Genomic DNA, 13,847 nt, shown 5'->3' with positions numbered 1-13,847 from the left:
ATATGTAAAAAACGTAGTTATATAGCTATACAGCGCATAATTTAGTTACATATTAGGATAGTTTGGCCCACCTGCACCTTCAGGTGTTACCCATGTAATGTTTTGGCTTGGGTCTTTAATATCGCAGGTTTTACAGTGCACACAGTTTTGGGCATTAATAACAAACTCTTTATTGCCTGCAATTTCTTGTACTTCGTAAACGCCTGCTGGGCAATAACGTTGTGCGGGTTCATCAAATTTGACTAAATTTACATTAATAGGAATTGACGCATCTTTAAGCTTTAAATGACACGGCTGTGATTCTTCGTGGTTAGTATTTGATAAAAACACACTTGAGAGTTTATCAAAGCTAAGGTGTCCATCTGGTTTTGGATATGCAATTTTGTCAGCGGCGTTAGCATCAACAAGGGTAGAGTGATCGGGCGTATTATCTTTAAACGTAAAGGGTAAACCGCCATTAAAAATGTTTTGATCAAGCGTATTGTACGCACCACCTAAAAATTTACCGAGCTTGTGCATAGCAGGGCCAAAGTTACGAGATTGATATAGCTCTTTATATGCCCACGATTGCTCAAACGCAGTTTGATAATGAGTTAAATCGGTATTTGCTAACTCATTTTGCAATGCTTCAAAAATAACCTCAGCGGCAATCATTCCCGATTTCATTGCAGTGTGATTACCTTTAATTTTTGCAAAATTAAGAGTGCCTGCATCACACCCTACAAGTAAACCACCAGCAAAATGCATTTTTGGTAATGAATGCAAGCCACCTTTAGCAATAGCACGCGCACCGTAAGCAATACGTTCAGCGCCTTCAAGTACGTTTTTAAATACTGGATGGTGCTTCATTCGCTGAAACTCATCAAACGGGCTCAAATGTGGGTTTGAGTAATTTAAATCAACAATTAAACCAACAACAACTTGATTGTTTTCACTGTGATACATAAATGCACCACCATTAGTATCGCCGCTAAGTGGCCAACCTGTACCATGAACTACCTTGCCAAGCTCATGTTTACTTTCATCTATTTGCCAGATTTCTTTAAAGCCTAAACCATAATGCTGCGGTGATGAATCTGCATCAAGTGCAAACTCATTGATTAGTTGTTTACCTAAATGACCACGGCAACCTTCAGCAAAAATAGTGTATTTTGCACGAAGCTCCATGCCTGGCATGTAACCGTCTTTTTCATTACCATCTTTGTCTACACCCATATCACCAGTAATAATGCCTTTTACTGCTTCATCTTCAATTATTAAAGAGTGTGCGCTAAATCCTGGAAATATCTCTACGCCTAAGCTTTCAGCTTGCTCTGCAAGCCATCGACATACATTGCCCATAGATACAATGAAGTTACCATCATTATGAAATGTTTTTGGTGTAGCAAAGTGGGGGATTGATGTCGCTTTTTGCTCGTTATTAAACCAATAAATTTCATCATTAGTTACTTTGGTTGTAACCGGTGCGCCAAGCTCTTGCCAATTAGGTAGTAGTTCATCCAAAGCTCTGGTTTCAAAAACAGCACCAGAGAGTACATGTGCACCTACTTCAGAACCTTTTTCGACTACGCAAATCATGCACTCTTGTTGTTTTTCTTGTGCTAATTGCGCGAGTTTAATTGCACTTGAAAGCCCAGCAGGGCCTGCACCAACAATTACTACATCAAATTCCATGGTTTCACGTTCGACCATAATAACCTCTTTATCTATGACGGACTTATTTGAATGTTTACTACGCATTTAAATAAGGTGTACAGCCTATTTATAACCTTGCAAATTAAACGTTACAGACTGTGAATAGTTAAAGGTTATTTTAGGTTGACGTTTACGTCAACAGGAAGTAGTCTAATTCCATAAAATAAATAGGTTGACGTCCACGTTACCTTGTAGGTTTAAATAATTATGGAGTTCCTATGAAAGTTCTCGTACCAATAAAAAGAGTGATTGATTACAACGTAAAAGCACGCGTTAAAAGTGATAACAGCGACGTTGATTTAACCAACGTTAAAATGGCAATGAACCCGTTTTGTGAGATTGCTATAGAAGAAGCAATTCGCCTTAAAGAAGCCGGTACCGCCACTGAAGTGGTTGCCGTAACTATTGGTCCAAAAGCATCACAAGAACAATTACGCACAGCATTAGCATTGGGCGCTGACAAAGCTATTCACATCGAAACCGATGAAAAGCTCGAGTCACTTCATATTGCAAAACTACTCGCTAAAATTGTAGAGCAAGAAACGCCTGAACTTGTCATTTTAGGTAAGCAGTCAATTGACTCAGATAATAATCAAACAGGTCAAATGCTTGCTGCATTAACTAATCGCGGGCAGGGTACATTTGCATCAAAAGTAGTTATTGAAAATGGCAAAGTAAACGTAACACGCGAAGTTGATGGCGGGCTGCAAACGGTAGCACTTAATTTACCGGCAGTTGTTACAACTGATTTACGCTTAAATGAGCCTCGCTATGCATCACTGCCAAATATTATGAAAGCCAAACGTAAGCCGCTTGAAGTAATAGCAGCAGATTCGCTTGGTGTTGATTTAACACCGCGTATGCAATTAATAAGTGTAGAAGAGCCAGCTAAACGCACCGCAGGAATTATTGTAGAAGACGTAGCGCAGCTTGTAGAAAAATTAAAAACAGAGGCAAAGGTGATTTAAAATGAAAACACTCGTAATTGCAGAGCATGACAACGGTGCCTTAAAACCAGAAACCTCAAAAACTATTAACGCTGCAGTAAAAATGGGCTTTCCTATTGATGTACTAATAGCAGGTAACAACTTAAGCGCAATGAGCTCACAAGTTGCAAGCATTGATGGCATAGCTAATGTTTTAGTTGCCGATAATAGCGTTTATGAACATCAGTTAGCTGAGAACATGAGCGATTTAGTTTTATCACTTAGCGACACCTACAGCCACATTGTTGCAAGTGCTACTACAACGGGCAAAAACTTTATGCCACGTGTTGCCGCGCTATTAGATGTTGCGCAAATTTCTGAAATTATCGCAGTAGTGGACGCCGATACATTTAAACGACCTATTTATGCAGGTAATGCAATCGCCACGGTTAAATCACTCGACAGTAAAAAAGTAATTACCGTACGTGCCAGTAGCTTTGATTTACAAGGTGAGCAATCAGCTGTTGCTATAACAAGCATTGATACAGTATCAGATTCGCAATTAAGCAGCTTTGTAAGTGTTGAGCAAACAGAATCAGAACGCCCTGAGCTTACAGCTGCTAGTGTGGTCATATCGGGTGGTCGCGGTATGCAAAACGGCGAAAACTTTGCATTACTTAATGGTATTGCCGATAAACTAGGTGCAGCTATTGGTGCATCGCGTGCAGCAGTTGATGCAGGCTTTGTACCTAACGACATGCAAGTAGGGCAAACAGGTAAAATTGTAGCGCCTAATTTATACATTGCAGTAGGTATTAGCGGTGCTATTCAGCATTTAGCGGGTATGAAAGACTCAAAAGTAATCGTCGCGATTAATAAAGACCCTGACGCACCTATTTTTCAAGTTGCAGATTACGGTTTAGTGGCAGATTTATTTGAAGTACTGCCACAGTTAGAGAGTGCTTTATAGCCTTCAAATAAACAAACTTATTCTGGTTGAAAGCTGTGATACTCTTTGGGTATTACGGCTTTTTTTGTTGTTTTAAGGTAATGCTTTACTTGGATAAGGATATTTATGAATAGTGGTGATATAGGATTAACTATTGTTTCAACCTTTATGTTTTTATTTTCATGTGTTTGGACCGCTCTCGCTTGGGGTTTTAGCGTTCATGAAGTTAAGCAACAGCAAAGTACAAAAATCCATATGGCTGCAAAAATCTCTTGGTATGGGATGTTCTTAGTTCATGTATTTTTACTTTTTTCACTCTGGTTTTATAGCTTTTCAAAGGGAAGTCTGTTTTTAACCTTATTAACATCACATATAAGTTTTTACTTATTTTTTGTAAAAAATCTTAAATAAAAATATATTGAACAAAAAAACCAGCTACTAGGCTGGTTTTTCAATATTTTAAAACAGTTTACTTACTAATTAGTAAGTTGCGCTGCCTTTAGTGCGAGGGAAGGCAATAACGTCACGTACGTTGCCCATACCTGTTACATAAGCAACTAAGCGTTCAAAGCCTAAACCAAAGCCTGAGTGCGGCACGCTACCGTATTTACGTAAATCGCGGTACCAGCTGTAATCTTCTTTGTTTAAGCCCATTTCTTCTAAGCGTGCATCAAGTACATCAAGGCGTTCCTCACGTTGTGAACCGCCAATGATCTCACCAATACCAGGTGCTACAACGTCCATTGCGGCAACGGTTTTACCGTCTTCGTTTTGGCGCATGTAAAATGCTTTAATGTCACGAGGGTAGTTTTTAATAACTACCGGTGCTTTAAAGTGCTCTTCAGCTAAGTAACGCTCGTGCTCAGATTGTAAATCTACACCCCATTCAACAGCGTACTCAAACTTTTTGCCACAGTTTTTAAGGATTTCTACAGCGTCTGTGTAGTCAACTTGTGCAAAGTCTTTATCTACAAACTCTTCTAAACGCGTAATTGCGGTTTTTTCTACACGTTGTGCAAAAAATTCCATGTCATCACGGCGCTCTTCAAGTACGGCTTTAAACACATACTTAAGCATGTTTTCAGCAAGTTTTGCTATATCTTCTAAATCAGCAAACGCTACTTCAGGTTCTACCATCCAAAATTCTGCAAGGTGGCGAGATGTATTTGAATTCTCTGCGCGGAATGTAGGGCCAAATGTATAAATTTTTGACATTGCAGACGCGTAAGTTTCGCCATTTAACTGACCAGATACAGTAAGGAATGCTTCTTTACCGAAGAAATCTTCGCTGTAATCAACTTCGCCTTTGTCTGTAAGTGGTAAGTTTTGCATATCAAGCGTTGATACACGGAACATTTCGCCAGCACCTTCACAGTCACTTGCCGTAATGATTGGCGTGCTGATCCAGTAAAAGCCTTGCTCGTGGTAAAAACGGTGAATAGCTTGTGCTAAACAGTTACGTACACGAGTTACCGCGCCAATCATATTTGTACGAGGGCGAAGGTGAGCGTGCTCACGTAAGTACTCAATGCTGTGGCGTTTTGCCGACATTGGGTATGAATCTGGGTTCTCTACCCAACCTAATACAGTCACTGAGTTAGCTTGAATTTCGTAAGATTGACCTTGGCCAGCAGATTGAACTAAAACACCAGTAACCGACACAGAACAACCGGCTGTTAAGCTAGTAACTTCATCATAATTATTCAGTGAATTAGGAACTACCGCTTGAATAGGATCAAAACACGAACCGTCATGAACGGCTAAAAATGAAATTCCTGCTTTTGAATCGCGGCGAGTACGGATCCAGCCTTTAATTGTTACTTGGCTGTCTACCGCAACATTGCCTTTTAATAGCTCTGAAATCGCTAAATGGCTCATCTTCACTCCAATGATATAAGTTGCCTAACTATTTTATTTTAACTGTGCGCAACACTCGGGCATAAATTGCACATAAACGGCGCTGCACTTGAACCCTGTATCTTACCTAGTAAAGTTAAATAAAAAAACTATTGTGGGCAACTCTTTAAAAGTTTTTATGCATGCGGTTTATTTTTAAACAGTTTTTAGAGTTTAATTGCCACTATTATGATTTGTTGCTCTGAAATTTAATGATTTTGTGGCATTATTAACATCCAAACTAAATTAATATTTATTCACCCTTAAAAAATCGATGCTATGAAACAAGTTTTTATTTTACGAGGACTACCAGGAAGTGGTAAGTCTTACTACGCGCAAAGCCTTGCTGACGAATTAGGTGGAGCCGACGAAAGTCAGTATCTAATTTGCTCAACTGATGATTACTTTAATAATGAGCAGGGCGAATATCATTTCGATAAATTTAAGTTACCACAATTTCATAATTTAAATTTGGCGCGCTTTATAAATGCACTTGCTCAAGGCATTCCATTGGTGATTGTAGATAACACCAATATTAAAAAGTGGGAATTTATAGCTTACTCTCAAGCTGCCGTTGCTTTAGGTTATCAAGTAAAAGAAGTGATAGTGGGTGAAGTAAAAGACAAAGCTATGCAGCACCTATACGCTAAACGAAACTCACATAATGTGCCGCTAAAAACAATAAGTAAAATGGCCTACATGTTTGAGTGGTAATCACTTAGAGATTAGATAAGGCTTTTATATCGCATTGTGTAATGGCATCTAAATGAGCAGTGATTTTTTCATTGCTCCAATCCCACCAAGCTATATCTAGCAGCGTATTTATTGTTTTATCGTCAAATCTGGTTTTTATCACTTTAGCGGGATTTCCACCTACAACGCTATAAGCAGGTACATCGCAGGTAACAACTGATTTACTGGCAATAATAGCGCCGCTGCCAATTTTTACCCCGGGCATAATTGTAGCGTTATAACCAATCCAAACATCATGACCAATTTCTGTATTGCCTTTAAAGGGTAAATCATTTGATTTTGGTACAAATTTTTCCCAGCCATTACCAAATATAAAAAATGGATAAGTAGAAAATCCAGAAGTTTGATGGTTAGCGCCATTCATTATAAAAGTAACGTCTTTAGCTATCGCACAAAACTTACCTATGATCAGACGATCCCCAATAAAATCGAAATGGTAAAGCACATTTTTTTCAAAATTCTCAGGGCCATCAGGATCGTCATAATATGTATAATCGCCTACTTCAATATTGATAGAAGTAATATAGTTTTTTAAAAAACCTACTTGAGGAAAACCTTCCATTGGTGAAGGATTATTGGGGTTTGGTCCGTTCATGGGGTTTCCTCTTAACTTTGAGTTAGGTATAGATATTAATCTATAGATTTATAAACGGCTAGTGGGTGCGATGTGCTTAGTGATACATGCACTTCGTCGCCTGGGTTTACCACAACTTCATGGCTTACTCGGCTAGTTACCACCGTAGAACACGCAAGTTTTACAGCGCACAAGCGGCTGCCACCTTCAAAGCGTACCCAAATCACTTCGCCGTTATTACCAACACTGCTTTGTACAAGCAATACATCGTCAGGGCGTAGTAGTACATCAACGTCGCCACTTTCACAGTCAACGCAATGAGCTGGCGCATTACCAATTGAGGTAGTGGCTTGTCCTTGGCTAAATTGGCCGCTAATAAAGCTGGCTTCACCTAAAAAACGTGCTACAAAGCGATTGTTTGGGGTACTAAAGCAGCGCTCGGGTGTATCGATTTGCTGAATTTTACCGCCTTTAAGCACACCAACACGATCGCCAACTGAGAGTGCTTCTTCTTGGTCATGTGTTACCCAAATCGCCGGTACGCCAGCGGCTTTAAGTGCGTTTCTAATATCCCAACGAAGCATGTCTTTAAGAGCGGCATCTAAGTTTGAAAGCGGCTCATCAAGTAATACAAAGTCAGGTTGGTGGGCAAGGGTACGCGCAAGTGCAACGCGCTGCTTTTGTCCGCCAGAAAGCGTTGCTGGTTTTTTGTCTCTAAAATCGCTCAACCCAAGTAGGTTTATCCAATACTCAGCAGGGGCTGTATCTTTTAATCTAAAGCAAATGTTTTGCTGTACGGTTAAGTGCGGAAATAACGCAAAATCTTGAAATACCATGCCTACACTGCGTTTTTCAGGAGGTATTGTTAATTTGGGTGTAGCGCGCCATTTACCTGTGTTTATTTCGCCTTCGCTAATAGGTATAAGGCCAGCAAGGGCTTGTAAAATTGTACTTTTACCACAACCTGTTGGCCCTACAAGCATAAGGATTTCGTTTTCACCCAGCGAAAAGTTTAAATCGCTTACTACGCGGTTACTGCCATAATCTATAGACAACTGACTTACAGATAGCATTGTTTCTTAAATCCTTAATGTTCAAACTGGTTGCGTTTTTCGCCAGACATCATAATAGCTAACCCGCAGGCAGATATCACTACTAACAATAACCCTGGAATCGCGGCGCGACCAAAATAGCCCGCTTCGTATACACGCCATAAATATGTAGAGAGGGTTTCAAACCCTGTTGGGCCAAGTAGTAGCGTGGCTTCTAGTTCGCGCATTGACTCTAAAAACACCAGTGCTGCACCGGCAATAATACCGCGCATAGTTAAAGGTAGTGTTATGCGAGTAAATACTTCACGTGGGCTTGCCCCTAATACGCGCGCAGACTTTACTAAGCTTGGATCTAAGTGTTCGGTGCTTGTTCTAACAGAGCCTACAGCAAGTGGTAAAAATCGCAGCATATAAGCAATAATAAGCAATCCCAGTGTTTGATATAAAAACGGCAACTGCAAACCACCGTAAACAAGCGCTGTGCCCATTACTATACCCGGAATACCAAAACCAAAGTAAGTAACACGCTCCATTATACGACCCGCTTTTCCACTCAGTGCAGCATGTGCAACGGGGATCGCAACGATAACGGCTACAATTGCCGCAATACCCGATGCATACGTAGAGTTCCACGCAATATTAAAATCAAATGAGCTAAAACCATCGCGAGCTAACCAAAGCGAAAATATAGCCAAAGGCAAGCCAATAGCAAGCAGTAAAACAGGTGCAAACGTAACAAACATGGCACTTAATTGTACTTTACTTGGAAATAAAATTAACGGGCGACCATGGCGCTCAGGTGCTGTTTTTATTTGTGATTCAACTAAAAGTAAAAAACCAACAATAACCATCAGCTGAAGTGAAAGCATTGCAGCGCGCCCTAACGCAAAGGCGTTGTATTCAACATAAATTACGCGGGTAAAGGTATCTAGGCGCATCATTGCGGGCGTACCAAAGTCTGATAACGTATAAAGCGCGACTAACAAAGAGCCTGCTGCAATACCGTTAACTACGCGCGGTAATATAACTTTAAATATACTTTGCGTCATCGACATGCCCAGCGTTCGTGCGGCATTAACCATGCTTGCATCAAGGCTCAGTAGGGATGAGCGAGTTGTCATCATTACAAACGGGAAGGTATAAAGCGTCATTACAATGGCGGCACCTGTTAGGCCATACATTGATGGTGTTTCTATTCCTGTTAAGGTATTTATTTCGCCACCGGGGCCAAAAGCAGCATAAAGTGTAAATGCGCCAATATAACTGGGAATTGCCAGTGGGGCTGCAAATACAACCAGCCAGAGCTTTTTAAATGGTAAATGCACATACGCGCTAATAAACGCCAGTGGCACACCAATTAAAATAGATCCAAGTACCGTTAAACCCATTAACGATAACGTGTTACCTAAAATTTGCAGGTTGTGGGTGTCAAACACTGAGCTCGCATCGCTTGCAAGCACAATTAATACATAAACAGGGGTAAGCGCAACAAGCGCTGCAAGCAGCGCCATTGGATAAGAGGCAGGTATTTTCATTACAATACGCCGCTGCTTCGCATCAAATCTATAGTAGGGCGTAAATCAGCTAGCTGTGTTAAATCTACTTTAGGTGGAGAAATATTAGCAAGTGACGGTAAACCCTCAGGTTGGGTAATACCATTTACTAACGGAATTTCGTACGCTTCACTGGCTAAGTAACCTTGTACTTCTTTACTTAGTAAGTAACGCATAAAGTTAGTTGCAAGCGAATCGTCGTTAAGCGCTAATACACCCGATGCATTAACTAAACAGCCCGCATCATTTTGTGTAAATGCTAAATCTAGCTTGGCATCAGGCTTACCTGATTTTAAACGCAAAGTGTAATAGTGATTAGCAAAACCAATATCAACTTCACCGCGTTCAACGCCCATAACAACACCTAGCTCGCCGGCGTATGTTTTAGCACGTTTTTGAATCTTTTTAAGCCACTTAGCGGTTTTGTCATCGCCTTCTAAGATTCGCATTGCGGTTACAAACGATTGAAAAGAAGCGTAGGCGGGCGCCCAGCCAATACTTAAATCGCTGTCGGCAATTTCCATAATACTTGTTGGAATTTGATCTTTAGTCAAACGCGACGTGTTATATGGCAATGTACGAATACGGCCAGTTACAGGTGCCCACTCTTTATATCTAAATTGTGGTTGTAACTGAGCAGATAAATCACTTGGGATGGGTTGTGCAAGGCCAGCATCGGTTACTAAACCAATTGCGCCTGAATCAACTGCCCAAAATAAATCAGCGCGGCGAACGCCAGCTTTAGCTTCTGCAACAATGGTATTTGCTAAAGCAGCAGTAGGACCTCGGCGTATACCGAGTTTAAAGTCTGGATTTTTTTTCTGGATTGCTTGTAATACGTTTTCATACAAACCACCTTCGCCTCGGCCTAAATAAAGCGTTAACTCGCCTTTAAGCTTTGGTAAATCGTCAACAGAAACAGGGTTTGCTATATCAGCGGCTAGCGCACGAGAAAGAGGCAGTGGCAATGAGCCAACCACCCCTAACGCGGCTAGGCCTTGAATAAAGGTCCTACGCTTCACTTAAAATACATCCTTACGTGCTTTTTCGGCTTTTTCTATTAAAACCTTAGCGCGGTCTAATTTTGTTTGCATATCACTGATCACATCGCGTACTTCGTCTACGCTTTTGCTGTTTGTAATGGCTTGTGGCAGTGTTACGTTAAAGTCTTTTTCCAGCACTTCAACTAGTTTTGCATCTTGTTCAATAAGAGTTCCTTCAACGCCTTCAAACAGGTGCAGATAAGTATCGTGAACAATTTCAGTTGCTTCGTCTCGTAAACGCTCAGCAAATTTAGCTACTACACGGTCTAATTTGTGCTTAATTTCATCAATTGTGGCACTTTGTGTCATTTGAGTTGTAGCGGTTGCTTTTACTGTGTCTAACAAGCCTTTTTGCTGGAATTTTGCAGCAAGCTTAACAGCCCCAAGGCCTTGCCACAAGGCTATGTTCATCGCTTTTTGCTGTTTACGAACTTCCTCAGCAGGCTCTTTATTATCAATGGCCATTTTTACGCCATAAAGACCCTGCCAAATAGAAGCGTATACTGGTACAAAGTTAGTTTCTATTGCGCTGTGAAACTTAACTGATTCCCAATATTCAATTAAATCATCAGTTTTTACAGATTTTGCGCCTTTAGTATCGTAGTCGCTTACCATGGTATCAACTTTGCCTACCATCCATTCTACTTCTTCTGCGTAACTTTTAAGGTTAGCTTGAAGATGATTAACATGCTCGCCAATAGGGCCGTTAGCTAATACTGGTTGAGCCATAAACGCCGAGGCTAGTAAAAGGCTTGCACCTAAAGTTTTGGCTGGTTTAAATAGTAATTTCATAGCAAAGAAGTCCAAAAAGGTAATTGTAAATGATAGACATTATCATATAGCTAATGGTTAACGAGATCAATAACTACAAACTCGCTTAATAGATAAAAACACTAAATGTAGCGGTAGGTTACAGCAAATAGCGCTATAACCTGTATTAGGATTAGTTATTGAGACCGACTATTAAGCGTAATGCTTGCCTTTAATGGCATTATAAATGGCATCACACAGTGTTTTTATACTTGTGTCGTCACTTATATACGGTGGCATAAGGTAAATTAGTTTACCGAATGGGCGTATCCATACACCTTGCACTACAAAATAAGCCTGAATTTTAGCAACATCAACATTGCCCGCAGCCTCGTTCAGTTCAACAACACCTATTGCTCCTAAGGTACGCACATTGGCAACCGCATCTAGTTCACTGCATTTATTAAGTTGTTGTAACTGTGTGTTTATTTGCTTTATTCGTTGTTGCCAGTTTTGTTCAAGTAATAAATCAATACTTGCGCAGGCCGCTGCACAGGCAAGCGGATTACCCATAAACGTAGGGCCGTGCATTAAAACACCGGCTTCACCTTCGCTTATGCCAATGGCTATTTTATCGCTAGTGATAGTGGCCGATAGCGTCATTGAACCGCCGGTTAATGCTTTACCAATACACATTATATCGGGTTCTATATTGGCGTGCTCTACAGCAAATAATTTACCTGTACGGCCAAAGCCTGTGGCAATTTCGTCGCAAATTAGCAGTACGTTATATTGGGTGCATAATTTACGCACGCAGGCTAAATAATCAGGGTGATAAAAGTTCATACCACCTGCGTTTTGTACAATAGGCTCAATGATAAAGGCGGCTACTTGGCTGTGGTTTGCTTTAAAGTATTCTTCAAGCTCTTGGGCTTCAGTTTGGTTAAACTCGAACCCAAAATTACTCACCGGTGCAGGCACAAAAACGTGTTCAGGTAAAAAGCCTGAATATAAACTATGCATTGAGTTAACGGGGTCGCATACGCTCATGGCTGCAAACGTGTCGCCATGGTAGCCCTTGTAAGGCGTCATTAATTTTTGTTTTGTTGTAATGCCTTGGCTTAACCAATATTGCAGCGCCATTTTTATTGCTACTTCAACACTTACCGATCCGCTGTCGGCTAAAAACACTTTAGTTAAACTAGGCGGCGTTATATTTACTATTTTTTTGCACAGCTCTACCGCGCTGTTATGCGTAATACCGCCAAACATAATGTGGCTCATATTATTAATTTGCTCAATCATGGCGTTATTTATAACAGGGTTGTTATAGCCATGTATTGCGCTCCACCACGAGGCCATGCCATCGATTAATTGCTCGCCAGTTTCGAGGTGAATAATATTGTGATTAGCATGTGTAACAGGGTATACCGGAATTGGCTTAGTCATCGATGTATATGGGTGCCAAATGTGCTCACGATCAAAATCAAGGTCAATCGTATTCTTTTTAATCATATGTAAACTTTAACTTGGTGGGCTTCGTTGACAATGGTACTTCAACTCGTAGACTAAGCCAATATCACCGCTGAGAAAAAAATAAGAGAGTATTATGGAACTTGCACCTGTTCGTCACGATTGGACCCACGCTGAAGTTAAAGCATTATTTGAAATGCCATTTAACGATTTACTGTTTAAAGCCGCATCGGTTCACCGTGCTAACTTCAACCCAAATGAAGTGCAAATTTCTACGTTGTTATCAATTAAAACAGGCGCTTGCCCAGAAGACTGTAAGTACTGCCCGCAGTCAGGCCATTACAGAACTGATTTAGAACGCGAACGCTTAATAGAAGTAGAAAAAGTAGTAGAGCAAGCACGCCTTGCAAAACAAAAAGGCGCTACCCGTTTTTGTATGGGGGCTGCATGGTCAGATCCAAAAGACAGAGACATGCCATACATTTCGCAAATGGTTAAAGAAGTAAAAGAGCTAGGGTTAGAAACCTGTATGACGCTAGGTAAACTCACAAATGAAAAAGCCCATGAACTTAGAGACGCTGGGCTTGATTACTACAACCATAACCTTGACACGTCACCTGAGTATTACGAGCAAATTATATCAACCCGTACTTTTCAAGATAGATTAAATACCATTGACCACGTACGCGATGCCGGTATGAAAGTATGCTCAGGCGGAATAGTCGGTATGGGTGAGCAAGCAAGCGACCGTTTTGGACTACTTATGCAACTAGCTAATTTGCCACAACAGCCAGAAAGCGTGCCTATTAATATGCTCGTTAAAGTTAAAGGCACTCCGCTTGAAAACGTAGACGATTTAGATCACTTTGAATTTATACGTACCATAGCAACAGCGCGCATTATGATGCCACACAGTTATGTACGTTTATCGGCAGGGCGTAACGCCATGAACGAGCAAATGCAATCGATGTGCTTTTTTGCAGGCGCTAACTCAATATTTTATGGTGATAAACTCCTTACCACCGAAAATCCCGACGCTGATGCCGATATGAACCTAATTAAAAAACTAGGCATGAACCCAGAAAAACGTCACGACTATTCCGACGAAGCAGTTGAAGCCTCGCTTTCATCGCAAGTAGCCGACAAAGCAACCTCTGAATTGTTTTACGAAGCGTAGGCTTAT

The 13,847-nt window shown here is 40.8% G+C and carries 13 protein-coding genes; 5 read left to right on the top strand and 8 right to left on the bottom strand.

Annotation, left to right across the window (positions count from 1 at the left end):
* Window positions 1-45 precede the first annotated feature (45 nt).
* Window positions 46-1,692: an electron transfer flavoprotein-ubiquinone oxidoreductase gene (locus H5118_RS03065; protein ID WP_182747758.1), complete on the bottom strand. Its 1,647-nt coding sequence runs from the start codon at window positions 1,690-1,692 to the stop codon at window positions 46-48.
* 221 nt (window positions 1,693-1,913) lie between these two features.
* On the opposite strand from H5118_RS03065, the gene H5118_RS03060 reads away from it, so the two are divergent.
* The 3 genes from H5118_RS03060 to H5118_RS03050 all read left to right on the top strand — a co-directional run bounded on the left by H5118_RS03060 (window position 1,914) and on the right by H5118_RS03050 (window position 3,981).
* A complete protein-coding gene (locus H5118_RS03060; protein ID WP_182715514.1) occupies window positions 1,914-2,663 on the top strand; it encodes an electron transfer flavoprotein subunit beta/FixA family protein in 750 nt (249 codons plus the stop codon).
* 1 nt (window position 2,664) lies between these two features.
* The gene (locus H5118_RS03055) at window positions 2,665-3,591 is read left to right on the top strand and encodes an electron transfer flavoprotein subunit alpha/FixB family protein (protein WP_182692832.1); all 927 of its coding nucleotides are present in this window, start codon (window positions 2,665-2,667) and stop codon (window positions 3,589-3,591) included.
* Between the two features lie 105 nt (window positions 3,592-3,696).
* A complete protein-coding gene (locus H5118_RS03050; protein WP_182711217.1) occupies window positions 3,697-3,981 on the top strand; it encodes a hypothetical protein in 285 nt (94 codons plus the stop codon).
* Window positions 3,982-4,050: 69 nt separating this feature from the next.
* On the opposite strand, the gene asnS is transcribed toward H5118_RS03050, so the two are convergent.
* Window positions 4,051-5,448 carry an asparagine--tRNA ligase gene (gene asnS / locus H5118_RS03045; RefSeq protein ID WP_024596826.1) on the bottom strand — a complete coding sequence of 466 codons (1,398 nt, stop codon included), beginning with the start codon at window positions 5,446-5,448 and terminating at the stop codon, window positions 4,051-4,053.
* A gap of 297 nt (window positions 5,449-5,745) precedes the next feature.
* Between asnS and H5118_RS03040 the strand changes: the two genes are divergently transcribed.
* Complete coding sequence (locus tag H5118_RS03040; protein ID WP_002961231.1) at window positions 5,746-6,180, top strand: ATP-binding protein; 435 nt, start codon at window positions 5,746-5,748, stop codon at window positions 6,178-6,180.
* Between the two features lie 4 nt (window positions 6,181-6,184).
* Here H5118_RS03040 and H5118_RS03035 read toward each other — a convergent pair whose 3' ends face one another.
* The 6 genes from H5118_RS03035 to bioA form a co-directional block, all read right to left on the bottom strand.
* Complete coding sequence (locus H5118_RS03035; protein WP_024604311.1) at window positions 6,185-6,814, bottom strand: Vat family streptogramin A O-acetyltransferase; 630 nt, start codon at window positions 6,812-6,814, stop codon at window positions 6,185-6,187.
* 35 nt (window positions 6,815-6,849) lie between these two features.
* A complete protein-coding gene (locus tag H5118_RS03030) occupies window positions 6,850-7,866 on the bottom strand; it encodes an ABC transporter ATP-binding protein (protein WP_182747756.1) in 1,017 nt (338 codons plus the stop codon).
* Window positions 7,867-7,880: 14 nt separating this feature from the next.
* Window positions 7,881-9,380 carry an iron ABC transporter permease gene (locus H5118_RS03025; protein WP_024597048.1) on the bottom strand — a complete coding sequence of 500 codons (1,500 nt, stop codon included), beginning with the start codon at window positions 9,378-9,380 and terminating at the stop codon, window positions 7,881-7,883.
* Entirely contained in the window at window positions 9,380-10,420 is a 1,041-nt protein-coding gene (locus H5118_RS03020; protein ID WP_182747755.1) for an extracellular solute-binding protein, read from the bottom strand. The genes H5118_RS03025 and H5118_RS03020 overlap by 1 nt, the downstream gene beginning before the upstream one ends.
* Window positions 10,421-11,233: a hypothetical protein gene (locus H5118_RS03015; protein ID WP_154903076.1), complete on the bottom strand. Its 813-nt coding sequence runs from the start codon at window positions 11,231-11,233 to the stop codon at window positions 10,421-10,423. It lies immediately after the preceding gene.
* Window positions 11,234-11,404: 171 nt separating this feature from the next.
* Window positions 11,405-12,706 (bottom strand): adenosylmethionine--8-amino-7-oxononanoate transaminase, encoded by a 1,302-nt coding sequence (gene bioA, locus H5118_RS03010; protein WP_182747753.1) that lies wholly within the window; start codon window positions 12,704-12,706, stop codon window positions 11,405-11,407.
* Between the two features lie 94 nt (window positions 12,707-12,800).
* Between bioA and bioB the strand changes: the two genes are divergently transcribed.
* Window positions 12,801-13,841 carry a biotin synthase BioB gene (gene bioB, locus H5118_RS03005; RefSeq protein WP_002961242.1) on the top strand — a complete coding sequence of 347 codons (1,041 nt, stop codon included), beginning with the start codon at window positions 12,801-12,803 and terminating at the stop codon, window positions 13,839-13,841.
* The last annotated feature ends 6 nt before the right edge of the window (window positions 13,842-13,847 follow it).

The organism is Pseudoalteromonas sp. SR41-1, from assembly GCF_014164015.1.
GTDB lineage: Bacteria > Pseudomonadota > Gammaproteobacteria > Enterobacterales > Alteromonadaceae > Pseudoalteromonas > Pseudoalteromonas distincta.
The sequence above is the reverse complement of the archived record's forward strand: the minus strand, read 5'-3'. Positions and strand labels throughout refer to the sequence as shown.

Excerpts from the sequence above, each read along its gene's own strand:
- bioA (WP_182747753.1), bottom strand. The coding sequence starts at position 12,706 with ATGATTAAAAAGAATACGATTGACCTTGATTTTGATCGTGAGCACATT.
- H5118_RS03055 (WP_182692832.1), top strand. The coding sequence starts at position 2,665 with ATGAAAACACTCGTAATTGCAGAGCATGACAACGGTGCCTTAAAACCA.
- bioB (WP_002961242.1), top strand. The coding sequence starts at position 12,801 with ATGGAACTTGCACCTGTTCGTCACGATTGGACCCACGCTGAAGTTAAA.
- H5118_RS03025 (WP_024597048.1), bottom strand. The coding sequence starts at position 9,380 with ATGAAAATACCTGCCTCTTATCCAATGGCGCTGCTTGCAGCGCTTGTT.
- H5118_RS03040 (WP_002961231.1), top strand. The coding sequence starts at position 5,746 with ATGAAACAAGTTTTTATTTTACGAGGACTACCAGGAAGTGGTAAGTCT.
- H5118_RS03050 (WP_182711217.1), top strand. The coding sequence starts at position 3,697 with ATGAATAGTGGTGATATAGGATTAACTATTGTTTCAACCTTTATGTTT.
- H5118_RS03030 (WP_182747756.1), bottom strand. The coding sequence starts at position 7,866 with ATGCTATCTGTAAGTCAGTTGTCTATAGATTATGGCAGTAACCGCGTA.
- H5118_RS03015 (WP_154903076.1), bottom strand. The coding sequence starts at position 11,233 with ATGAAATTACTATTTAAACCAGCCAAAACTTTAGGTGCAAGCCTTTTA.
- H5118_RS03060 (WP_182715514.1), top strand. The coding sequence starts at position 1,914 with ATGAAAGTTCTCGTACCAATAAAAAGAGTGATTGATTACAACGTAAAA.
- H5118_RS03035 (WP_024604311.1), bottom strand. The coding sequence starts at position 6,814 with ATGAACGGACCAAACCCCAATAATCCTTCACCAATGGAAGGTTTTCCT.
- asnS (WP_024596826.1), bottom strand. The coding sequence starts at position 5,448 with ATGAGCCATTTAGCGATTTCAGAGCTATTAAAAGGCAATGTTGCGGTA.
- H5118_RS03065 (WP_182747758.1), bottom strand. The coding sequence starts at position 1,692 with ATGGTCGAACGTGAAACCATGGAATTTGATGTAGTAATTGTTGGTGCA.